The 20,594-nt window shown below is 46.6% G+C and carries 21 protein-coding genes; 3 read left to right on the top strand and 18 right to left on the bottom strand.

Annotation, left to right across the window (positions count from 1 at the left end):
* Positions 1–76: 76 nt before the first annotated feature.
* The 9 genes from DN748_RS16640 to DN748_RS16600 all read right to left on the bottom strand — a co-directional run bounded on the left by DN748_RS16640 (position 77) and on the right by DN748_RS16600 (position 6,359).
* Positions 77–445 (bottom strand): hypothetical protein, encoded by a 369-nt coding sequence (locus DN748_RS16640; protein ID WP_146746634.1) that lies wholly within the window; start codon positions 443–445, stop codon positions 77–79.
* Positions 446–518: 73 nt separating this feature from the next.
* Positions 519–1,775, bottom strand: a complete 1,257-nt coding sequence (locus DN748_RS16635; protein ID WP_112372958.1) for a hypothetical protein — start codon at positions 1,773–1,775, stop codon at positions 519–521.
* Positions 1,776–1,792: 17 nt separating this feature from the next.
* Positions 1,793–2,179, bottom strand: coding sequence for a type VI secretion system tube protein TssD (tssD, locus tag DN748_RS16630; RefSeq protein ID WP_112372957.1), 387 nt, complete (start codon positions 2,177–2,179; stop codon positions 1,793–1,795).
* A gap of 243 nt (positions 2,180–2,422) precedes the next feature.
* Positions 2,423–2,809 (bottom strand): type VI secretion system tube protein TssD, encoded by a 387-nt coding sequence (gene tssD / locus DN748_RS16625; protein WP_112372956.1) that lies wholly within the window; start codon positions 2,807–2,809, stop codon positions 2,423–2,425.
* A 190-nt stretch (positions 2,810–2,999) separates the two neighbouring features.
* A complete protein-coding gene (locus tag DN748_RS16620; protein ID WP_112372955.1) occupies positions 3,000–3,503 on the bottom strand; it encodes a hypothetical protein in 504 nt (167 codons plus the stop codon).
* 40 nt (positions 3,504–3,543) lie between these two features.
* The gene (locus tag DN748_RS16615) at positions 3,544–4,707 is read right to left on the bottom strand and encodes a hypothetical protein (RefSeq protein ID WP_112372954.1); all 1,164 of its coding nucleotides are present in this window, start codon (positions 4,705–4,707) and stop codon (positions 3,544–3,546) included.
* 234 nt (positions 4,708–4,941) lie between these two features.
* Positions 4,942–5,388 (bottom strand): hypothetical protein, encoded by a 447-nt coding sequence (locus DN748_RS16610; protein ID WP_112372953.1) that lies wholly within the window; start codon positions 5,386–5,388, stop codon positions 4,942–4,944.
* Positions 5,370–5,954, bottom strand: coding sequence for a hypothetical protein (locus DN748_RS16605; protein ID WP_146746633.1), 585 nt, complete (start codon positions 5,952–5,954; stop codon positions 5,370–5,372). Before DN748_RS16605 ends, DN748_RS16610 begins: the two co-directional genes overlap by 19 nt.
* Positions 5,955–6,053: 99 nt before the next feature.
* Positions 6,054–6,359 carry a hypothetical protein gene (locus tag DN748_RS16600; RefSeq protein ID WP_161554591.1) on the bottom strand — a complete coding sequence of 102 codons (306 nt, stop codon included), beginning with the start codon at positions 6,357–6,359 and terminating at the stop codon, positions 6,054–6,056.
* Positions 6,360–6,532: 173 nt separating this feature from the next.
* Here DN748_RS16600 and DN748_RS16595 point away from each other — a divergent pair, with 173 nt between their 5' ends.
* Positions 6,533–7,012 (top strand): nucleoside deaminase, encoded by a 480-nt coding sequence (locus DN748_RS16595; protein WP_112372950.1) that lies wholly within the window; start codon positions 6,533–6,535, stop codon positions 7,010–7,012.
* Between the two features lie 78 nt (positions 7,013–7,090).
* On the opposite strand, the gene DN748_RS16590 is transcribed toward DN748_RS16595, so the two are convergent.
* Positions 7,091–8,872, bottom strand: coding sequence for a glycoside hydrolase family 2 protein (locus DN748_RS16590; protein WP_236636907.1), 1,782 nt, complete (start codon positions 8,870–8,872; stop codon positions 7,091–7,093).
* 540 nt (positions 8,873–9,412) lie between these two features.
* Here DN748_RS16590 and DN748_RS16580 point away from each other — a divergent pair.
* Entirely contained in the window at positions 9,413–11,665 is a 2,253-nt protein-coding gene (locus DN748_RS16580) for an FUSC family protein (protein WP_112372947.1), read from the top strand.
* Positions 11,666–12,173: 508 nt separating this feature from the next.
* On the opposite strand, the gene hisS is transcribed toward DN748_RS16580, so the two are convergent.
* The 5 genes from hisS to rpsF all read right to left on the bottom strand — a co-directional run bounded on the left by hisS (position 12,174) and on the right by rpsF (position 15,372).
* A complete protein-coding gene (gene hisS / locus DN748_RS16575) occupies positions 12,174–13,550 on the bottom strand; it encodes a histidine--tRNA ligase (protein ID WP_112372946.1) in 1,377 nt (458 codons plus the stop codon).
* A 148-nt stretch (positions 13,551–13,698) separates the two neighbouring features.
* On the bottom strand, positions 13,699–14,181 hold the full coding sequence (locus tag DN748_RS16570) for a DUF6495 family protein (protein ID WP_112372945.1): 483 nt from the start codon (positions 14,179–14,181) through the stop codon (positions 13,699–13,701).
* Between the two features lie 84 nt (positions 14,182–14,265).
* Positions 14,266–14,718, bottom strand: coding sequence for a 50S ribosomal protein L9 (gene rplI / locus DN748_RS16565; RefSeq protein ID WP_112372944.1), 453 nt, complete (start codon positions 14,716–14,718; stop codon positions 14,266–14,268).
* A 13-nt stretch (positions 14,719–14,731) separates the two neighbouring features.
* Positions 14,732–15,031 carry a 30S ribosomal protein S18 gene (gene rpsR, locus DN748_RS16560; protein WP_201741509.1) on the bottom strand — a complete coding sequence of 100 codons (300 nt, stop codon included), beginning with the start codon at positions 15,029–15,031 and terminating at the stop codon, positions 14,732–14,734.
* 2 nt (positions 15,032–15,033) lie between these two features.
* The gene (gene rpsF, locus DN748_RS16555; RefSeq protein ID WP_112372942.1) at positions 15,034–15,372 is read right to left on the bottom strand and encodes a 30S ribosomal protein S6; all 339 of its coding nucleotides are present in this window, start codon (positions 15,370–15,372) and stop codon (positions 15,034–15,036) included.
* 398 nt (positions 15,373–15,770) lie between these two features.
* Here rpsF and DN748_RS16550 point away from each other — a divergent pair, with 398 nt between their 5' ends.
* Entirely contained in the window at positions 15,771–16,460 is a 690-nt protein-coding gene (locus DN748_RS16550; protein ID WP_112372941.1) for a LytR/AlgR family response regulator transcription factor, read from the top strand.
* Between the two features lie 53 nt (positions 16,461–16,513).
* On the opposite strand, the gene priA is transcribed toward DN748_RS16550, so the two are convergent.
* The 3 genes from priA to DN748_RS16535 form a co-directional block, all read right to left on the bottom strand.
* The gene (gene priA / locus DN748_RS16545) at positions 16,514–18,988 is read right to left on the bottom strand and encodes a replication restart helicase PriA (protein ID WP_112372940.1); all 2,475 of its coding nucleotides are present in this window, start codon (positions 18,986–18,988) and stop codon (positions 16,514–16,516) included.
* A 52-nt stretch (positions 18,989–19,040) separates the two neighbouring features.
* On the bottom strand, positions 19,041–19,475 hold the full coding sequence (locus tag DN748_RS16540) for a DUF2147 domain-containing protein (RefSeq protein ID WP_112372939.1): 435 nt from the start codon (positions 19,473–19,475) through the stop codon (positions 19,041–19,043).
* 156 nt (positions 19,476–19,631) lie between these two features.
* The gene (locus DN748_RS16535) at positions 19,632–20,573 is read right to left on the bottom strand and encodes a YihY/virulence factor BrkB family protein (RefSeq protein WP_112372938.1); all 942 of its coding nucleotides are present in this window, start codon (positions 20,571–20,573) and stop codon (positions 19,632–19,634) included.
* Positions 20,574–20,594: the final 21 nt, after the last annotated feature.

The following is a 20,594-nucleotide window of genomic DNA, read 5'->3' as shown; positions in this document are numbered from 1 at the left end:
TTAATCAGTCATAAACAATCATTTACCTCCTATCTTATTCATATACGAATATTCTTTATAATACATTCGGTCACAATCATCCCCAGTTGGGGTTATTCCAGGTCACTAACCACAAGTGCAGGGCATAAAACCCGAGAATACTCACAAATAAATACAGATACAGAATTATGGCTCCTACCCTTTTGTTTTTCCTGTTCTCTTCTTCGAATTCGGCTATAAACCGCTTCCATTTCTCTTTGTAGGTAAAGAAAAAATGATTGACCAATAAAAAAATGACCATAAAAATTCCTATAGCTATTTTACTACTTCCGGAAATATATTTCAGCCACATATTTTCTCCAATAACAATCCCCACAAGATCAAATAGCACCAGACCCTGGAATAATATAGTTACGGCCATAACCAGCATGGCACTATACTGCGGGATATCACTGCTTAATCGCATTGTGAAATGGTACAACTTGTGAAACAGGTATCGATAGGGCTTAAAAGGCTTTATTTTTTCTAACCAGTTCATGTTAATGAATCATGATATTTTTTATGGGATGCGGTATTCGCAATTCCGTATTGTCCTGTCTTCGTTCCAAAGTATTTTCCAATAGTTCCTGTCTGGAAGTTTTGGGCAGTTTAATTTTAAATTCAATAACAGGTGCTTCTTTTAAATGTTGATTCCATTCGTCATGATTCATCAGTTGACCATTTTGGCGTAAAAGTTTATGATGTCTTAATTCTTCATGAGTGTAACCACTGGGTCTTCCCCAATCACTTAAAGGGTCTTCTATAAAATATAATGTTGAAACAGTCCATCCCACAAACCCCGTTGACACACCTACCACTGCTATACTTATATCGATTACAGATTTGGCAGCAACTCTTCTCCAGTTACTGTCTTTATTCACTATTGCCTCGGTACCTTCATAAGCGGAAAAACCTACACTCACAACAACAGTTGCTCTTCCCAAGATTCTGAAGGGTTTGGCTCTTATATATGCATTTTTTGCTCCTATTTTATGTAATCCCGGGCCCGGGCCTGTTCTTTGAGCGGATAAAGAACGAGTTATCCCCTTTTTATTCAGGTACCAGCCCATATTATTTTCAAGGCTCACACCCGGTAACAGTTGTCCTACCTGCCTATACTCTAAGGCTCCAGCTACTATCCCCAAATAACCAATTCCCGTTTTTGAAGATTGAAAACAAGGATCTTCCCAATACGCAAACCGGTTTTCCGGTTCCGGTGTACCCGTTCCGAAGCCATCTTCCATCTCATCGGGGAATATCCCGTAGGTACTCTCGGTCCGTTCTATGCCCGGTGTGGAAGGATCATCAAATATACGAAGCCTGTACCCCGTTTTCGGATCGGTGGCATATACCCTTACCGCCTGGCCATAGCCATCGTCCATATGAATGGTGGCTTCTTCAGACAGCTCTACCCACGTACTCCCGTCAAAAACCTTATAGCCGCTTTTACCGAAATCTGCCGGGCGTACATAGTTCTGAAACGGGTTAGCAGGACCACAACTGCCGGACTCCATGATATAATGATCCAGATCGTCCAGAGTATAACCCTGGTTCTGGCAGTCGATAGATTCTGTTATTGCAGCTATGTCATGCTTTCGCATAACCAGCTGCTCCCGGAAAAGAGAGGTGAGCACCGGGAAAGGATCGAGCGTCCCGGGGCTGCACGACCGCAGCATGGGCCGGGCCCGGCTTTTGGCCTGTTCCAGGCTGGGTTTCAGTACCTGGTAATGTAATTTTTTGAGGTCGTCCTGTATCATCCGGGGGCGTTTAAAGGTTATACCCAGGTATTCTCAAAAACCACATCCTCTACCTTCATTCGTCTGGCTGACAGGGTCAGATAGGTTTGTAAAGGTGAGGTATTCTGGGCGTTGAAATGTTCCTTGAACTGTATACAATACGCCTTGCTGAACTCTATACGGTACAAACGGCTCATGGCATCACGTTTAAAGAACGTAATGCTGCCGTCTTTGGTCTGGGTGGGAGAGATCATCCAGTGAAGAAAATTGGTCTTCCCGCTGGCCTCCAGTAACAATTGTATAATACCGCCACGTGCCGTACCTACCGGTTTGCGGTTGTGGTCGGTTTCCTGGTGAAAGGAATAGGAACAATCGAGTATGTTATACTCCATCCCGTCTACTTTTAACTGCGCCAAAAAACTCATAAGCTGTTTTTTTTGTCCGGCTCTTCAATAACCGCTCCTGAAAATAGTATTCCCATAAACGGTAAAAGCCCTCATTATGCTAATATGCCTGCTTTGATTCACAACAAAATTTTCCCCCTGCCACAAAGACAAGGGAAAAATTCCGGATCGGTCTGAATTTCGATGGGGTCGAAAAAACAATACATGGTTTACTCCGTAGTATGTGATCCGTGTTTATAATATCACACAAAGATGCAATGGGTTTTACACCCATTCATTGATATGTTCTCCGTCGCCGCTCTTAATAACACGACAGGAGATGGCAAAGGTCTCTGTTAAAGGATTTCTCCCGGAAGCTTCAAAGTTTTCCTTGTATTTTACCAGATAGCCTTCGGTAAAGTGTACTTCGCGAAGTTTGGCATCGGTATCCCGCTTCAGGTAAGTGATCACACCGTTCTTGCGTTCGAAATTGTTGGTCATCCACTCAAAAAAGAAAGAGTCCCCGGTGGATTCAACAGTCAGGTAAATCCGCCCGCCACGGGTTACCGAAGAGGGTCTCCCGGTGGCATCTACCTCCTGTGCTAAGTCATAATTGGCGTTGAGAATGTTTACTTTCTTTCCGCCTACTGTTAATGTGGCTTTAAATGACATAATACTTAAAATTTAAGGTTAACAAATAAAATACCTATTAAAAAAATCGATCTATTTACAGTTGACAAGATATTAAATATCAATATTATAATCAAAATTTTTACTGTTAATAAAAATTTTTTCTTTCCGTTTTGAAGGTAAATACGGTTTTAATTGTAATATATAACACGCATACATAAAAGCGCTGATCTCAGGAAACAGAGGCTTTTCCCCTCGTTTCTTCTGATCTTTTTAAACGGCTCAATAACAATATACTTATAACCCCACCGATACAGAAACCTGCAAACAGGAATAAGGCAAAATACAATTCAGAATAAGATAATGAAGGGCGGACAGCGTCGTCCAGACGCAATGAAGACATCGCTTCCCATTGCTTGTTGAGCTGAAAAATCCTGAATTGCCAGCCCACTAATCCTGCAATCAACATGCACCCCGTAGAAATCAAAAAAGTTTTAACTGTCAGGGAATGGAGTTTCACAACCTTGTTTATGCCCCATTGAATCCAGGGAATAGCCCCCAGCGCCAGGCCAAAAAACAGCCTGTTATTAAACCGGGACGTCATTGAAGTGGCTGCAATATTTGCCTTGCCGAGATCTAAAAGGGAAATGGAAAATTCCGTAAAGGCATCACCCACTACCCATCCGGCAACGGTAAGCACAAGGGATATCACGATATGTATCAAAATTCCTCTCATGTCCGGTTTAAAATAAAAGTTGCCCGTATCCGGGTCCCGCCTAAAATTTAGAAACCTTTACATATTTCAGCACTCCGTGTATCACGGTGCGTGCCTCTTCGTCAGAAGCGGGATATTCATAGTGTATCTCCAGGTATGTATTGTTCCTGCAATAGGTTTTTGCCACTCCCCTGACCCGGTCCTGTACCTGTTCTTCTTCCTCGTAAAAAATATGGTTGAGCCCGTTGGTGTACGAGGGCAGTTCCTGCAATTCCTCCTTAAAGGAAGTCTCGTCTTTTCCGGTTTCTTTCTTCAGGGTGTATAACACTACCTTTCCTCCGGGTGACGGGTATTCAAAAGAGTAATCCCCGTCGAATGGCCGTTCGGAAGGTTTAAGGGGAGTGTCTTTCAGTTTAAGCCGTACCTCGTCTCTCATGGATTCCGATGTAAAGTAGATTCCCTGGAACGGATCTTTCCAGAATGTTTCCCGGGTATCCCTTGTTTCCAGGTCTGCTGTTATTGCCGTTTCCCAGTCCGTAATGTCCAGGCCCAGTGCCCGGTTTACCTCTTTCAGCTTATCCAGTACTGCGAGGGTATCTCCCTTATCTGCAGGAATGGCTACCTCGAAAACCAGCTGTCCTTTTTGACAGAATCCTAACAGGTAACGAGTGCCTCCAGTCAGTGCCCAATACACGGCATTTTTTCGGTTGCCGTCATATGTGCCGTATATCCCGGTTTCACGGAGGCTGCTGCTATTGGTCCTCATTACGGCATCTACCCCACCAAAGACCGGGCTTCCTGTCGCCGAATAGTGATCTTTCAGAAAAACCTCCCCATCTTCAAACAGCAAAACGGCATTGACAAAGAGATCTCCCCATTCCGGGTCCTGGTACAATACTGTTTCCTCCCGGTAAATGGTTCCCGTACCATCATATGCATAATTCAATGCTTCAACGGCATTGTTATATCTCCCCATAAACGGAAATACCTCTTCCGCATTGGTAAAGACAATCTTGTCTGCATCCGTCTGTTGCAGTTCATTGGAAAAAGGCGATTTACGCAACCATTGCCCGAGATTTTTCCCGGTGAGTTCGGCAATTCCGGGATCCCAGGCGAACTTCTTCCCGCTATTCCCTGTATTACAGGACGAAAATGCCAGGGTTACCGTTAATACGGACACCAGTAATAACCTCGCTGTTCCTTTCATATTCACAGATCTTTTCATCTGTTTAAAATTTTATGCACCGTCAAAATGTGCAAAAAATTTCTGCACATTCAGGAACCGCTGCGCTCTCACATGAAAAATTTTGATCATTGTCCTTTGAGAATAAATGATTAAAATTTATTCATGCTCGTTTCAGATAACCGATCATACAAATATAGCCCTATAATACCGGGGGATATCTCCCGGAAATCAAGTATATTTCCCGGGGAGAACGGCCTGTTCACCGTATCAGGTTTATGGTTTTCGCAGGGGTTTCTGAAGTTTTCTGACCACTTTCCTGCTTCCTGCAAACGCTTTTTTATCCGATCTCATATAACGGGAACTCAGGATCACCAGAAGCGCTACACAAGCCGTGGTTCCCAGGGCTCCGCCATATCCTTCGAAATACTCGCTCGTATGAAAAAGAATGACGCTGTAAACAACCGCGGCCAGCCCTATACCAAGATAACTCGTGGTCTGCCTCGATGAAACCATTCCGATAAATGTTGCCCCTATAAAAACGACCGGTATGGTTTGGTTGAGATAAGGAGATACAACATCGGGAAAAACCTTGAAGATCAAGGCCACCACCATGCTCAACAGGGCTGAAGCTCTCACCGGAGACCACATAAACCGCCGGCAGCAGTAAAATGTTGACAATGCTCCGGCCAGGGCAGTTACTATCAGTACCACAATTTCCATAGGTTCATCAATTGATATATCACCGAAGCTGCCACTACTCCCATAAAGGCCAGTGTGCCGAGTTTTCCGCCTACTCCGTGCAAGAGGTTTTTGGAAAACATCAGCAAAACAGCTGTAACGGCCGACGCTATTAATATAAAGCTGACCTCATGGGTTACTTTCGGGGCAGACATCCCGATAAACGCTCCGCAGTAGAGCATATCGGGCAGGTGGGACAGATACTCAGACCGCCTGTCGATACGGGGAATACAGGATGCTGCAAACCCGGTAACGGAGCCTCCCAGCACCGGCCCCAATCCCAGCTTCTGATTAAGATAAAACGCGATCAGCCCCCCCACCGGAACCCAAACTACCAGGCGCCAGGAAAAATAATTAAACCCTTCTGCATGCAGGGGTGATCTCAGATAGGAAAACAGTGTTGTACACAGTAAAATGCCTATGAGTACAAGAATGTATGAAGGCGCTTTGGATTCCAGTAAAATGAAAAACAGGAAAACGAAATGGATCAGAAAAAACGTTCCTGTCACGCCATTTCGCAAGAGCTTGTGTTTTGAGGAAAAATTCATCCCGCAAAAGTAAAAAGCAAACTGCAATTCCCGAAGAAATTCCGGTTACTGTTTTTACGTTCTCCGCATTTTTTGTGACATCCGTAATGCGACAGTCCCTCACTTCCCCTTCAGTCCCAGCAGGAATGCTACTACCCGCACGAGGGCAGCCATTCCTGCCAGACACGCATGGCCTATCAGTCCGTAAATCCATATCAATGCCTGCCCCAGGTTACCCTGGGGGTCACGGGATGCTTCTTCCCGGTAAGAAAGGAGCAGGATGAACAACAACAGCAAATGCCCCGAAATAAGCAGGAAAAAGAATATTCTGACCGGAAAACGCCATTTCCTCCTGCTGAAAAAGGGCCAGGCCGACAATCCCAGTCCGAGCAGCATAAAGAAAAAATAGGCGATATACATTATCATGTTTTCGTGCATGGTATATTAATTCATGTATACGAAAATACCTTTTTTTGAAAATATAACCATACTGCTTCATATCTCCTCCTGAACCGAAACCGGATTCATGTTGTTTTAGTACCTTTGGAAAAAGACCAGCATATATAAAAAAGGGAGATTTTTCCCGCAAACCGATAATTATGGTTACCGAAAAGGATATTGCTTATTTAAAACAGGCTATGAACCTGGCGCTTGAAGGTGTTGAAGAAAAGGCGGGAGGTCCCTTCGGATGTATTATCGTTAAGGACGGACAGGTCGTAGGAAAGGGATACAACCGCGTAACTTCCGACAACGACCCCACAGCCCATGCCGAAGTCGTGGCCATACGGGATGCCTGTAAGAACCTCGGGGCCTATCAGCTCGAAGGATGTACGCTTTATACCTCCTGCGAACCCTGCCCCATGTGCCTGGGCGCCATTTACTGGGCGCGACCGGAACGGGTATTGTATGCCGCAACACGGTTTACCGCAGCAGATGCCGGATTTGATGACGACTTTATTTACAGGGAGATCAGCCTGGAAGATCACAAACGAAAAATTCCCTTTATCCATTGCCGGGAAACAAATGCCTCGGCACCATTCGAATACTGGAAACAACAGGCCGGTAAAAAACTGTATTAGCAGGATGACAGCACCTCAAAAAAACATCCCCGGCAATACATTGCCGGGGATGCCCTGTTTGCTTATCCGAAACGGTGCTTACTTCTGGTGTATCATATCGATCACCTCCCGGTTTATCTTTTGAATACGTTTAAGGTCCATTTTGTCCTTTTTCCTGTCGTAGGTCATCAGCCCGTTTACCTCTCCCTCTACATCCGTGGTCTGGGTATATACTGCCGCAGAGAAACCGCGTACGATCAGTTTTTTGAGTTTTTCGGCATACTTTTCGTATTCATCGGTAACTTCTTTGGAGTTTTTAAACTGTACATAGCCCCAATTGTTCTTGTTTTCCCACAAATGTCCTTTCAATGGCAAACCTATTCCCCCGTACTCTCCGAGTACCGTAACGCGTTTGGCATCGTAAAGATAAAGATCGGGGCCGGGATAATTGTGAAGGTCCAGGATATGTCCGGTGTCAAAATGATTTCCCCCGCTGGCCGAATTTACCAGGCGGCTGGGATCGTAATCAACGGTCCATTCGGTAATTTCAACAGTCTTGAACTGCCCCCATGCTTCATTGAACGGAACCCATACCACTATGCTGGGATAAGAGTACAGGTAATCCATGATCCCTTTCCATTCTTTCCGGTAGATCGCTTCAGACTCCGAAGTCCGTTGCAGTTCCTTTCCGTCAAAATACTTCCGCATCTGCCACTCCTTCTGCTTGTCTCCGTTCGGCATGTCCTGCCATACCAGGATGCCCAGTTCATCACAATGCGTATACCATCGTGCAGGTTCTACCTTTACGTGTTTACGGATCATGTTATACCCCATTTCCTTGGTGCGTACAATATCGTATTTCAGCGCTTCATCGGTAGGGGCCGTATAAAGCCCGTCAGGCCACCATCCCTGGTCGAGCGGACCGAAGTGAAAATAGTCCTTGTTGTTCAGCTGCATCCTGACCACCCCGTTCTCATCGCGACGGGTAGATATCTTGCGCATGGCAAAATAGCTTTTGAATTCGTCGGTCACCGTTCCGTTGCTTCTCAGTTTAACCGTGGTCCTGTAGAGAAAAGGAGATTCCGGCGACCACAGCTTGGGGGATTCCAGGTGTATATCGAACGAACTGCCGGCAGCAGCTTTAACTGTTTTTACCTCTTCCGATCCGTCAAATACCGTAACCTCGATAATATCGCCATGAGCGGCATTAGCGATATCCGCTGTAAAGCGTACCGAATTCTTATCTATATCCGGCACTACCCGCAGATCTGTGATATGCTTTTCATCTACCGGCTCCAGCCATACGGTCTGCCATATCCCGGTAACCGGTGTATACCATATCCCTTCCGGTTTTTTAACCTGTTTCCCTCTCGGTTGCGGCCCCTCATCAGAAGGGTCCCATACCCTTACCGTAAGCTCCTGGTCCCCACCATCCTTCAGGAAAGGGGTAATATCCAGGGAAAAAGGTTCAAAACCTCCCGTATGCGTAGTTACCTTTATATCATTGACCCACACATCGGCCTGCCAGTCTACCGCCCCGAAATGCAGTACGATATTTTTTCCGCTCCATTCCGAAGGTACCGAAAAACTCCTGTTGTACCAGAGTACATTGGCACTCCCTACCTCTTTCATAACCCCGGATAAAGCGGATTCTACGGCAAAAGGCACCAGTATCTTTCCTTCCGCAGCATCGGGCTGTGCCTTCTCTCTTCCTGAGATGCTGTAGTCCCACAACCCGTTCAGGTTTTTCCATTCGCCACGTTCCATTATAGGCCTGGGGTATTCTGGCAATACATTATCCGGATCCACTTTTTCTGCCCACGGGGTCCTGATCTTGTCTCCCTGGGGTTTCCACTGGGCATGTGATACCTGAAAAGTCATAAGTACCGACATTAAAAACAGCTTCGTCAAACTTCCTTTTTTTAGCATGGTGTTTAAATATTAATTAAATTGATTATTCACTTACCGTATATTCTAAATTTACAGTTTCCGCAAACCCGGTACTGTCCGTTTAGAAGATTAAAAATATGACGTTTAAAATAATCAGATTTCGTCGTAATCCCCCGTCATTTTTTATCAAAAACTAATATACCTCATCCTTCTGTTTACCATAATACACTTTATCTCATTTTCTGGTAAAAACGGCTCATTTTACGACATCGCGGCCTATTCAGGACAATTTGTGCATATCCTGACACAAAAAGACGAACCGGCGAGGCCGTATTTCCTGAACCACCACAAGGGCAGAAGGGGATTGCCGAAAGAAGCCGGACAGATAAAACCCGTCATCTTTTTTCTGTTAGTCCGGGGCTTATGCTTACTTTTGTATCCGGTTAACAATTCGGGGAGCAGGTATTCCCGGTAAAATTTTTTTGACACAGACGTCGGAGTTTAAACCCCACTTAGTGAGCAACCCGAAATATGAACCTTCAGCTGCAGAAATTCCTGGAAAGCACCGATTTTATCCGGGCCGTAAAAGTAACGTTGGCTGCCGCCACCCCGGTAGTCCTGTTTTCGTACCTGGACATGTTTTCGGTCGGATTTACCATAGCCCTGGGGGCGCTTTTTACCTTTATCAGTGATATTCCGGGAAATCTTCGCCACCGTATCAACGGAATGCTTATTTCCAATGTTATCGCTGCCGGAAGCACAGTGGTTATCAGCATAGCCACGGTAAGCGGATGGATCTTCTACCCGCTCTTCCTCGCCCTGATCTTCTTGTTGTCCCTTATCGCGGTATACGGACAGCGGGCAACACTGGTTTCCTTTTCCGGCTTAATGGCCATGTCCCTGGCCTTCGCCCACACTTATACGGGACGGGAGCTGATCGATCATGTATTACTCATGCTGTCCGGAGGTTTTTTCTACCTCGGGATCTCCATGATCTTTTACTATATAAGACCCCTCCGCTATGCCGAACTGCAAATGGCAGAGTGCATTCTGCTTACTTCCCGCTATCTCAAACTGAGGGGGTGCATGTGGAATGAAAAAGCCAACAGGAAAAAAATTACCAGGGAATTGCTGGACCTGCAGGTAGAACTCAATGAAATTCACGAAAAACTCCGGGAGACCCTCATACGCAACAGGACGAGGGGCGGTTCTTCCAACCAGAACCGCCGGCTGCTTATCGCGCATATAGAACTGGTAGAGATCCTGGAACTGGCCATGGCCACCTCTTTTGATTACGAAAAAATCCACCGTGCCTTTCACCGGTATCCTTACGTACTGAATGCCTACCGGCATCTCGCCTATAACCTGGCCAGCCTGCTGCTTCATCTCGGGCAAAGCGTAGAGAAGAACAAAAAATATACCGCTACGCTACATCCTTATAAGGACCTGGAATCGTTTAAAAAAAACATAGACCGCTTCCGGAAAGAGACCAATGCGGCAGACCATCCGGGTACGGAAGAAGTACTGGCATTGGTCAATATGTTTAACTATGTAGAGCAACAGGTAGAAAAAATCAGGGTAGTGGAATACTCCTTTACCGGCCTGGTCCCTCCGAGACAAGAGGTAAAACGGAAAGACCGCGAACTGGAGAAACTGCTTACCCCCCAGCATTATTCCCTGATCACCATAACGCAGAACCTCAGTTTTTCTTCCACCATTTTCCGCCATGCCCTGAGGCTTACACTTACCGTATTTGCAGGTTTCCTCATAGGCAATATGCTGACCATTCAGAACACTTACTGGATATTGCTTACCATTGTGGTCATTATGCGTCCCGGATACGGCCTTACCCGGCAGCGTTCCTTTCACCGTACCATAGGAACCCTGGCCGGAGGGGCTATTGCATTCGGCATCATTTCCGTGATCCACAACTCCACGGTACTCGGAATTATGGCCATGACCTGCATGGTACTGGGATTTTCCTTTTCCCAGCGCAATTATTCCATAGGGGCTACCTTTATTACCCTCTATGTCATTTTCGTGTACGGTATGCTCACTCCCGACATACGGGAAGTTATATTGTTCCGCATTACAGATACCCTTATCGGTACCGCACTGGCATTTGCGGCCAACCATTTCCTGTGGCCCAGCTGGGAATTCCGGAGCCTTCCGGGATTTCTGGAAAATTCCATACGGGCGACCCGGAACTATATCGGGGAAATCTCGGTGTATTACAACCGTAAAGGAGAGGTCCCCCTCTCCTACCGTATCGCCCGGAAACAGGCTTTTATAGAGATCGGCAACCTCATGGCCTCCTTCCAGAGAATGGCCCAGGAACCCAGGTCCCGGCAGAAACAGCTGGGACAGTTTTACGAGCTTGTGGTACTGAACCACACCCTGTTGTCTTCTGCTGCTTCCCTGGGTGCCTTTATACAATCGCGCAAGACCACCAAGGCATCCGAAGCCTTCAACGCTATCACCAAAGCTATTGTGCAGAATCTCGACCGGGCCGTGACACAACTGTCGGAAAACCCGGAACGGCATGAAGAACACACCGAAAACAGGGAACAGCTCAACCTGCGCTTTACGGAATTAAAAGAGATCAGGGAAAAGGAAATAAGGGCATCCGGCGGTATGCACGATGACAATTTCAAATCCAGAATGGAAGAAGGACAGCTTATTATAGAACACCTCATAGGGCTCACCAATCTCTCCGAGAATATCGGCAAGGCCGTGGGGAAAATAGAAAAGACAGGAAAGCCGTCGGGAATACTCCACTTTTAATTTCCATTCCTGCATAATCCGGGGAACACCCGGGCAGAAAACAACACTACGGTTTTCATTTAGTTTATTAGTTCGTAGTTCTTAGTTCGTAGTGTGGGCAAGTTTTGACTCTGAACTGGTTCATAGTTGTCATTCCGACGATAGGAGAACCCCGAAGGGCTCAACGCAGTTAAATCCCCAGGCATTCCGTGATGTTGTTGAGGTTCCTTTGGACCAGGGTGGAAATTCTTCCCCCCGACCAAGAGCCGGGACAGGCACTTCGGTCTGAATGACAACTTCCGACTCCTCACTTCCGACTCCTCACCATTTTCATCATTTGCAAAAATCCCGAAAAACAGGGATTTTCGGAATCCTGTAAAGCCGCTATATTTGACACTACTTTGAAAGGAAAGCGGAACTATGATTATTCCTACTAACCCGCTTTCCGGGATCAGTAAAGTTTGGGGTAATGAAATAGCCACAGGAACAGTATTCCAATTGTTCCGTGGCTATTTCTCTTTTCTTCCCCTTATGTTCCGGACAGTATGGCTCCCAGTTCCTGCAAGGTTACTGCCTTCTGTTCGCCGGTCTCCATGTTTTTGAGGGTATAATGCCCTTCCCTGATCTCGTTTTCCCCGGTCAGTACGGTATAGGGAATACCCCGCTTATCGGCGTACTGCATCTGTTTTTTCATTTTGGCACTGTCAGGATAGAGTTCGGCCCTGATCCCCTGTTTCCGCAATGCCATCAGTGCCCTCAACCCGTAACGGGCTTCTTCTTCTCCAAAATTGATAAAGAGTGCCCTGGAAGTCAGGGTTACCGCCTCCGGGAAGAGATTGAGTTCCTCCAGAACGAGATATATACGATCCAGGCCAAAAGAGATCCCTACGCCACTGATACCTTTCAGCCCGAAGATCCCCGTAAGGTCGTCATACCGGCCTCCGCCACCGATAGACCCCATGGCCACCCCGGCAGGGGCAGCTACTTCAAAAATGGCACCCGTATAGTAATTCAGGCCACGGGCCAGGGTTACATCCAGGTCAAGCACCGCAGTCTGTAGTCCGTATTCCGCGATGGTATCACAGATAAAACGCAGTTCTTCTACTCCCCTTTTTCCCTCTTCAGAAGTGTGGAGCAGTCCGGAAAGCTGCTCCAGCTTATCGGCTATAGTCCCCTCAAGGCCGAACAGGGGCTGCACCCTTGCAATGGCATCTTCGGCAATCCCCTTTTCCCGCATTTCCCTTTTTACACCGTCTTCCCCTATTTTGTCCAGCTTGTCCAGGGCCACGGTAAAATCGATCAGCTTGTCCTTCGCCCCGATCACCTCTGCTATTCCCGAAAGTATTTTACGGTTGTTCAGTTTTATGGTCACTCCTTTCAACCCCAGGGCAGTAAACACCGTATCATAGAGCTGTACGAATTCCACTTCCTGCCACAGGGACTGCGATCCTACCACATCGGCATCACACTGGTAAAATTCGCGGAACCTTCCTTTCTGCGGCCGGTCGGCCCTCCATACGGGCTGGATCTGGTATCGCTTGAAAGGAAAGTCTATCTCGTTCTGATGCTGTACCACATAACGTGCAAAAGGCACTGTCAGATCATATCTCAGCGCTTTTTCAGAAATATTCGCGGTCATACGCAGACTGTCTTTCTGCGCGTACAGTTTGTCGTCTACCTTACCGAGATAATCTCCTGAGTTCAGTATCTTAAAGATCAGACGGTCGCCCTCTTCGCCATATTTCCCCATCAGGGTGGAAGAGTTTTCAAAGCTGGGGGTTTCTATCGGCTGAAACCCGAAAAGCTCAAACTGTTTCCGGATGACGGCAATGATATAATTTCTTCTGGCGACCTCTGCCGGTGAAAAATCGCGTGTCCCTTTGGGAATACCTGGTTTCTGTGCCATGTAACAGGTCTTGTGATTACAGTTTTTACTAACTATCGGAAATACCCGGGCCATTCAGGTCACGCGGGTGTTATCCGAAAACAAATATCATAATTTTTAGCCATTTCAGGGCAGGATATCACGTATAAGTTCCCTATACCACAGTTGTCTACAACATCCCGTCCCTGAGGATATCGTCGAACCAGCGGTACAGTTCTCCCTTAGTGATTACCGCTCCTTTCTCTATCAGCTCAAATTTATCCCGGTTCCTGTCTTCCGAATATGCTTTGGCGGCGGTCATGATCTCCACCATATCAGTCATAAAATGCTTTTTAAACCAGCCAAAACCCTCCTGTGTCGTGAGGTCTATATCCGGGTTCAGCACCCGGATACCGATCAGTCTCATCTCTTTGCCGGTCAGGTGGAAGAGGTTCATCTGCCGTTGCGATATATTCTCGAGGTAGTCCACTTTCTGCAGTACCCCCTCCCAGATAAGATCACTGAAAACATCTACTTCCTGTTCTGCGGTCTCCGGCTGCTCCTTTTTTATCCTGTCCCACTCTTCTGCGGTAATCGACTGTGCAGCGAGGAAATTGATAAATTCCCGGTGCAGTTCTTCCAGTTGTTCCCTGGTAAGTCTCCTGTACTTCATACTTAGATCAGATAAGTCCTAAAAAAAGAAAATCGCCTAAAAAGGATCTTTTAGGCGACTTCCGGTATTATGATAACCTGTAAATTACTTTGCTTCGGCTACAACTTCGAAAGGAAAGTCTACTACCACCTCCCGGTGAAGCCTGATCACAGCATTGTATTTCCCGGTACGCTTTACGCTTCCGCCGTTAATGCTGATGTATTTGCGTTCGATGCTTTGCCCTTCTTTTTCAAGAGCTTCTGTGAGATCGATATTGCTTACAGAACCGAAGAGTTTATCCCCGGCACCGGTTTTGGCAGCTATCCTGATCTCCAGTTTGGAAAGCGCGTCTGCCACTTTTTTGGCGTCTTCAACGATCTTCTGCTCCTTGAATGCCCTTTGTTTAAGGTTCTCAGCCAGTACTTTTTTGGCCGACGGAGTGGCCAGTACGGCAAATCCCTGGGGAATAAGATAATTGCGTCCGTAACCGTTTTTAACAGTTACGAGATCATCTTTAAACCCTAAATTATCTACGTCTTTCTTCAGTATTAATTCCATTGTCTGCCCTTTTTTATTTTAACAAATCAGCTACATAAGGCATCAAAGCCAGGTGACGTGCCCTTTTGACGGCCACAGCCACTTTTCTCTGGTACTTCAATGATGTTCCGGTAAGTCTGCGCGGCAGGATCTTACCTTGCTCATTCACAAATTTCAGCAGGAAATCCGGGTCCTTGTAATCGATATACTTGATCCCCGACTTTTTGAAGCGGCAGTATTTCTTGGCTTTAGTGGTCTCTATATTAAGCGGGGTAAGGTACCTGATCTCCCCGTCTTTTTTTCCTTTGGCCTGTTGTTCGATAGATGACATAATTTCTAAGCTTTTTGGTTTAACTTATTCCTTCGTTTTTCAGCCCAGGCTACAGCGTGCTTATCCAGCGTTACAGTGAGAAAACGCATAACCCGCTCATCCCTTCGGAATTCCACTTCGTAAGGATTGATCGCCTCTCCGTTTACTTTAAACTCGAACAGGTGATAAAATCCGCTCTTTTTGTTCTGAATGGGGTAAGCCAGTTTTTTAAGCCCCCAGTCTTCCTTAGACACAAACTCTGCTCCCCTGGAAACCAAGAAATCCTCGAACTTCTTTACTGTTTCCTTTACCTGCGTATCAGATAAAACGGGATTAAGAATGAAAACAGTTTCGTAATGATTCATAATTATTTTATTTTTAAGGCTGCAAAAATACTCTTTTCAGTTTTATTAACCAAATCTGCGGTACTGATTTTTGCTTCAGGGGGTGAAGGTTGGTTAATAAGTTAATCAGTTAATAAGTTATTTAGGCAACCCGCATTAACCCAATAACCCAATAACCCAATAACCCAATAACCCAATAACCCAATAACCTAATAACCCAATAACCCAACACCAAAAAACTTTAAATAAGCCCGTTCTTTTTTTCTCACAAAATTGGTGAAAGCAAAAAAAATCAGTAAAATTGTCCATTATTTTCGCCCTGATTTAACAAAATTCCTTATTCTGGATATTACCCCGTCCTTTACAGAGGGATTTCCCGTATGGAAACAAGAACTTAACCGAAAAGACGAGATAGCATCATGAAGATGAATTGTATAATTGTAGATGACTCCAACATACAGCGCATGGCCGTGGCCAGACTGATCAAAAATACTCCTTCCCTGGAACTCGTCGCCGAATACGGAAATGCCATGGAAGCCAAAAACGGGTTGAAATCGAAGAAAATAGACCTTATTTTTCTCGACATCGAAATGCCCATCATCACCGGCTTTGACCTTCTTGAGTCATTGCACGATCCTCCGCAGGTGATACTGATTACGGGCAAGGCAGAATATGCCCTGAGAGCGTTTGACTACGATGTTACCGATTATCTCCACAAGCCCGTTTCCTCCGAACGCTTTGATGTAGCGGTAAAAAGGGCCATCAAAAAACACAGGCTGAAAACCGTGGCCAAAGAGGATGACGATCATATTTTTGTAAAGAGCAACCTCAAGAAACATAAGGTTTTCCTCAATGAGATCAAATGGATCGAAGCATTGGGCGACTACGTAAAACTGGTTACCGATGAAGAAGGCATCATCGTACTCTCTACCATGAAGTCCTTTGAGCAGGAACTCCCCCCGGATCGTTTTATGCGTATTCACAAGTCCTTTATCATAAACCTGGACAAAGTAGACCGCTACAACAGCAGGGAAGTAGAGGTAAGCGGCACCAAACTTCCCCTGAGCCGGAACCGGAAGGCCAGGCTGGCTGAAATACTTGGTAAATAGGATGTAAGACGCAGAATTACCGGGCGCAGGATTTATAGGACCAGGGCACGGTTCTAATAACAATCCACATCAAAAATCAGCCGGGTACTGCGATATGCCGGTATAGCAGAAAAACTGCCGTGTATACGCCACAGTATTTCCTTGACTGTTTTGAGTGACTGTCCCCGGGGAATCTTGATCATGATATCCCTGATATACTGGTTCCTTATGCGGCCTATGGCAGGAGATTCCGGACCGAGAATACAATCGTCTTTCCATCCTCCGGAAACAAGGGAATTCCTGACGCTTTTTGCAAACCAGTCTGCCGCCTCTGCTGCTGTCGAATAATTCCGGTGCCTTACGGATATCCGGATCAGCCTGAAAAAAGGCGGGTAGGAAAACTGTTTCCGGTCGTTCAGCTGGTCGGTCAGCATATCCCCGTATTTGTTCATGGAGGCCTGCTGCAGGATCTGGTGATACGGGTTATAGGTCTGTATGAGCACTTTCCCCCTTTTTTCCGTCCGCCCCGCGCGTCCTGCCACCTGTAAGATCAACTGAAAACTCCGCTCGAACGCCCGGAAATCGGGATAGTTGAGCAGGCTGTCCGCATTCATGATGCCCACAAGGCTCACCTTCCTGAAATCCAGCCCCTTGGTAATCATCTGTGTCCCTACCAGAATATCGATCTCCTCCTGTTCAAAAGCGGTGATAATCTTCTCATAACCGTACTTGCCGCGGGTGGTATCAGAATCCATACGCCCTACCCTGGCGTCGGGAAACAGGTTTCTCAGCTCCTCTTCCACCTGTTCCGTGCCCAGCCCTTTCGTATCCAGGGCATGGCTTCCACAGGCCACACAGCTTCTCGGCAACGCCATGGAATACCCGCAATAGTGGCACCTCAGTTGCTTGCGGGTACGGTGGTAGGTAAGGCTCACATCGCAATTGGGGCACTGCGGCGTGTGCCCGCACTCCTTGCACTCCATCACCGGGGCATACCCCCTCCTGTTCTGAAAAAGAATCACCTGGTCTCCTTCAGACAGCACATCTTCTATCTCCTCGATCAGCCGGTCGGAAAAATGACCTTTCATCCGCTTCTTTTTCGTTCGCTCCCTGATATCCACAAGTTCCATTTCCGGCAGCATCACATTCCCGTATCTCCGCGTCAGCCCCACAAGGCCGTACTTCCCTGTCCTGGCATTATAGCTGCTCTCCACACTGGGTGTAGCCGATCCTAACAGTACCTTTGCCCCGTACATTTTTCCCAGCACAATGGCCACGTCCCTTCCGTGATACCTCGGGGCGGGGTCGTATTGTTTAAAAGAGGATTCGTGTTCTTCATCCACCACAATCAGCCCCAGATCGGAAAACGGAAGAAACACGGCCGACCGGGCCCCGATCACGACCTGTGCCCGGGAAGAACCGTTCAACAGGTGATACCAGACCTCGATACGCTCATTATTGGAGTATTTCGAGTGATACACGCTCACCTTATCACCAAAATAACGCTGCAGGCGACCGATAAGCTGGGAGGTAAGTGCGATTTCAGGCAGGAGGTAAAGTACCTGCTGCCCCCGGGCTATCGCTTCTTCTATCAGTTTGACATAGATCTCGGTCTTTCCCGAAGACGTTACCCCGTACAACAGGGCCACATCCTTTTCCTTAAAATATTCCTCTATCTCCTTTAATGCCTTGTCCTGATATTCGTTTAAAGTGACGGAAGCCTCTGTATTCCCGCCACTATATGCCACCCGGTCTGTCTGCAGGTAATAATCTTCCAGGATATCCTTGTCGAGCAGGCTTTTGATTACGGCGGGAGAGGCCCCGCTGGTTTCCTGTAGTTTTTTCAGTTTTACGGGCTTCCGGGTAGTCGCGGAAAGAGAGAAAAGCGACAGCAGTACTTCCCGTTGCTTCGGGGCCCTGTTCATAGCATCGAGCAACTCCCGGAGCGCATCTTCACCGGCATAGCGGGAAGCTATCCGTACAAAACGCAGCAGTTTGGGCTTATACCGCTCCTGGATTTCTTCCTTCACACGGATCACCCCTTTTTCCAGGAGGCGCTTAAGCACCGGAAGGGTATTTTTCCGGTCCAGTATGGCGGCTACTTCAGCTACTTTCAGGACGGGCTGGTGCTGTAGCGCTTCGAAAATCAGCCATTCGTCATCCTTCAACTCCGCTTCAGACATCTCAAAATCATCATTGCGGAGCACTATGGTCTCACTTTCTATCAGGAGGGCTCCGGGAAGGGCCGCACGAAAAACCTCCCCGGCAGTACACATATAATACGAAGCCATCCAGAGCCATAATTCCATCTGCCTGCCGGTAACCAGCGGAGTTTCATCCAGTACCTGGTGAATATCTTTTGCTTCGTATAGCTGCGGAGGGGTGTGGTGCAGGCGAAAGGCCAGCGCCGTATATATCCTGGATTTACCAAAGGGAACGGCAATCCGCATCCCCGGCTTCAGGGCGTGGTATTCCTCTTCCGAAACCCGGTAGGTAAACTGTTTCTCTACAGGTATGGGCAGAATAGCATCTACAAAATACTGTTGCATGAAGCAAAGATAAGAAAGGGACCTGGTTATCGGATTACCGGGTTATAAAAAATCAATCTGCCCGGAACCAGTTCTGGGTACGGTATAAAAATGCCACATATCCCCTGACATTCAGTTTTGCGGGATCTTCCTCATCTACCCATATCCTGCATTTGTATTCCTTTCCCTTATTCGGGTCCAGGATAATTCCCCCGGAATACTCGTCACCGTCCTTTTCCAGGCCTTCGATGATGACCATATTAAGAATAGATTTGTCTTTTTTCTCCCCCTTGCATTTGTCACAACGGGCATCCAGCCTATCCTTGTTCAGTATCTCTACAACCTTCCCGTATACTTTTCCGTCCTGTTCGTAGATCTCCACTATCGATTTTTCCTGCCCCGTTTCATCGTCGATAGTCTTCCACTTTCCGAAAACATCCTGTGCCCGCACCGGTAAGATCGCGCATACACATAGTACTGCAAAGCATATTCCTGTTATCTGTTTCATAATTATTGGGTTATTAAGTTATTGGGTTATTTGGGTTACGGGTTGAATAGTTCTTGGTTTGTTATAGTTCATTCCGACTTCTGACTTCCATCCATTTCGTGATTTGCCAAATAACTTTACAGGCGCCTGCAACCTGCAACCACCCCCATAAAGATATCAAAATTTCCGTTTCAGGCTGCGAAGGGAGGCATTAAGTTCAAAGCCGAGCAGCAGGATATTGGAATTGAGCCATATATACAGCATCAGGATAAGAAGGGCCCCTATGGAACCGTAGAGCTCGTTGTACTGGGAAAAATTCTCTATATACACCCCGAAAAAATAAGAGGTAAGCACAAACAATACCGTAGTAAGCAATGCCCCCGGCGAGAAAAAACGGGTGTTTTTTCCTTCGATAGTACCGTAATAGTACAGTATGGAAGTAAACAGGTAAGTGATAAAGACAAAGAAAAGGAATTTGATGACATTAATCCACTGTTCCGCATTTTCCACATACCCTTTATTGCTCAGCCTTTCTATGATATCGGTTTGCAGGAACACCAGGACCACTACAGACAGGAGCAAAAGCAAGGCCATGATCACGGCAACCCCCAGCGCTACAAAATACTGTCGCACCACATTGCGGTTAATACGGACGTGATAGGAATTTTCAAACCCACCGAACACCGCATTGATCCCGTTGGTCATCAGGAAAACAGACAACAGGAAGACAGAAGAGAGCAGCCCTCCCCGTTTCTTGTCGGCAATATCACTGAAAACGGGATTGAAATAAGAGGCCGTTTCCGGGGGCAGCAGGCCGTCGATAAAGTGCAGGAATTCCATCCGGAAATCATCTGCCGTCATATCCGGCAATACAAAAGGAATATAGGGAATAAGGTTAAGCACAAAAAGCAGGAAAGGAAAGATCGCCATAAAGAAACTGAAGGATATGGCACTGGCCCTGTAGGTAAGCGCACCTTTTACGATCCCCATGGCATACATCTCCAGCAGGTCGTACACGGAAAGTCCTTCAAATGTTTTGAGCTTGATCTTCTTAAAAAAGATAACCAGTGAACGAACTACCGGTATTTTTTCCAGTTTTTCCTCGATTTCTATAGACATATCAGGTCTTGATTACAGATC

Source organism: Sinomicrobium soli (assembly GCF_003285545.1).
Taxonomy (GTDB): domain Bacteria; phylum Bacteroidota; class Bacteroidia; order Flavobacteriales; family Flavobacteriaceae; genus Sinomicrobium.
Note: the sequence above shows the minus strand (reverse complement) of the source record. Positions and strands in the feature narration are given on the sequence as shown.

Bases quoted from the DNA above. Each gene is read 5' to 3' on its own strand.
- DN748_RS16640 (WP_146746634.1), bottom strand. From the start codon at position 445: ATGCGATTAAGCAGTGATATCCCGCAGTATAGTGCCATGCTGGTTATG.
- DN748_RS16635 (WP_112372958.1), bottom strand. From the start codon at position 1,775: ATGATACAGGACGACCTCAAAAAATTACATTACCAGGTACTGAAACCC.
- tssD (WP_112372957.1), bottom strand. From the start codon at position 2,179: ATGAGTTTTTTGGCGCAGTTAAAAGTAGACGGGATGGAGTATAACATA.
- tssD (WP_112372956.1), bottom strand. From the start codon at position 2,809: ATGTCATTTAAAGCCACATTAACAGTAGGCGGAAAGAAAGTAAACATT.
- DN748_RS16620 (WP_112372955.1), bottom strand. From the start codon at position 3,503: ATGAGAGGAATTTTGATACATATCGTGATATCCCTTGTGCTTACCGTT.
- DN748_RS16615 (WP_112372954.1), bottom strand. From the start codon at position 4,707: ATGAAAAGATCTGTGAATATGAAAGGAACAGCGAGGTTATTACTGGTG.
- DN748_RS16610 (WP_112372953.1), bottom strand. From the start codon at position 5,388: ATGGAAATTGTGGTACTGATAGTAACTGCCCTGGCCGGAGCATTGTCA.
- DN748_RS16605 (WP_146746633.1), bottom strand. From the start codon at position 5,954: ATGAATTTTTCCTCAAAACACAAGCTCTTGCGAAATGGCGTGACAGGA.
- DN748_RS16600 (WP_161554591.1), bottom strand. From the start codon at position 6,359: ATGATAATGTATATCGCCTATTTTTTCTTTATGCTGCTCGGACTGGGA.
- DN748_RS16595 (WP_112372950.1), top strand. From the start codon at position 6,533: ATGGTTACCGAAAAGGATATTGCTTATTTAAAACAGGCTATGAACCTG.
- DN748_RS16590 (WP_236636907.1), bottom strand. From the start codon at position 8,872: ATGACTTTTCAGGTATCACATGCCCAGTGGAAACCCCAGGGAGACAAG.
- DN748_RS16580 (WP_112372947.1), top strand. From the start codon at position 9,413: ATGAACCTTCAGCTGCAGAAATTCCTGGAAAGCACCGATTTTATCCGG.
- hisS (WP_112372946.1), bottom strand. From the start codon at position 13,550: ATGGCACAGAAACCAGGTATTCCCAAAGGGACACGCGATTTTTCACCG.
- DN748_RS16570 (WP_112372945.1), bottom strand. From the start codon at position 14,181: ATGAAGTACAGGAGACTTACCAGGGAACAACTGGAAGAACTGCACCGG.
- rplI (WP_112372944.1), bottom strand. From the start codon at position 14,718: ATGGAATTAATACTGAAGAAAGACGTAGATAATTTAGGGTTTAAAGAT.
- rpsF (WP_112372942.1), bottom strand. From the start codon at position 15,372: ATGAATCATTACGAAACTGTTTTCATTCTTAATCCCGTTTTATCTGAT.
- DN748_RS16550 (WP_112372941.1), top strand. From the start codon at position 15,771: ATGAAGATGAATTGTATAATTGTAGATGACTCCAACATACAGCGCATG.
- priA (WP_112372940.1), bottom strand. From the start codon at position 18,988: ATGCAACAGTATTTTGTAGATGCTATTCTGCCCATACCTGTAGAGAAA.
- DN748_RS16540 (WP_112372939.1), bottom strand. From the start codon at position 19,475: ATGAAACAGATAACAGGAATATGCTTTGCAGTACTATGTGTATGCGCG.
- DN748_RS16535 (WP_112372938.1), bottom strand. From the start codon at position 20,573: ATGTCTATAGAAATCGAGGAAAAACTGGAAAAAATACCGGTAGTTCGT.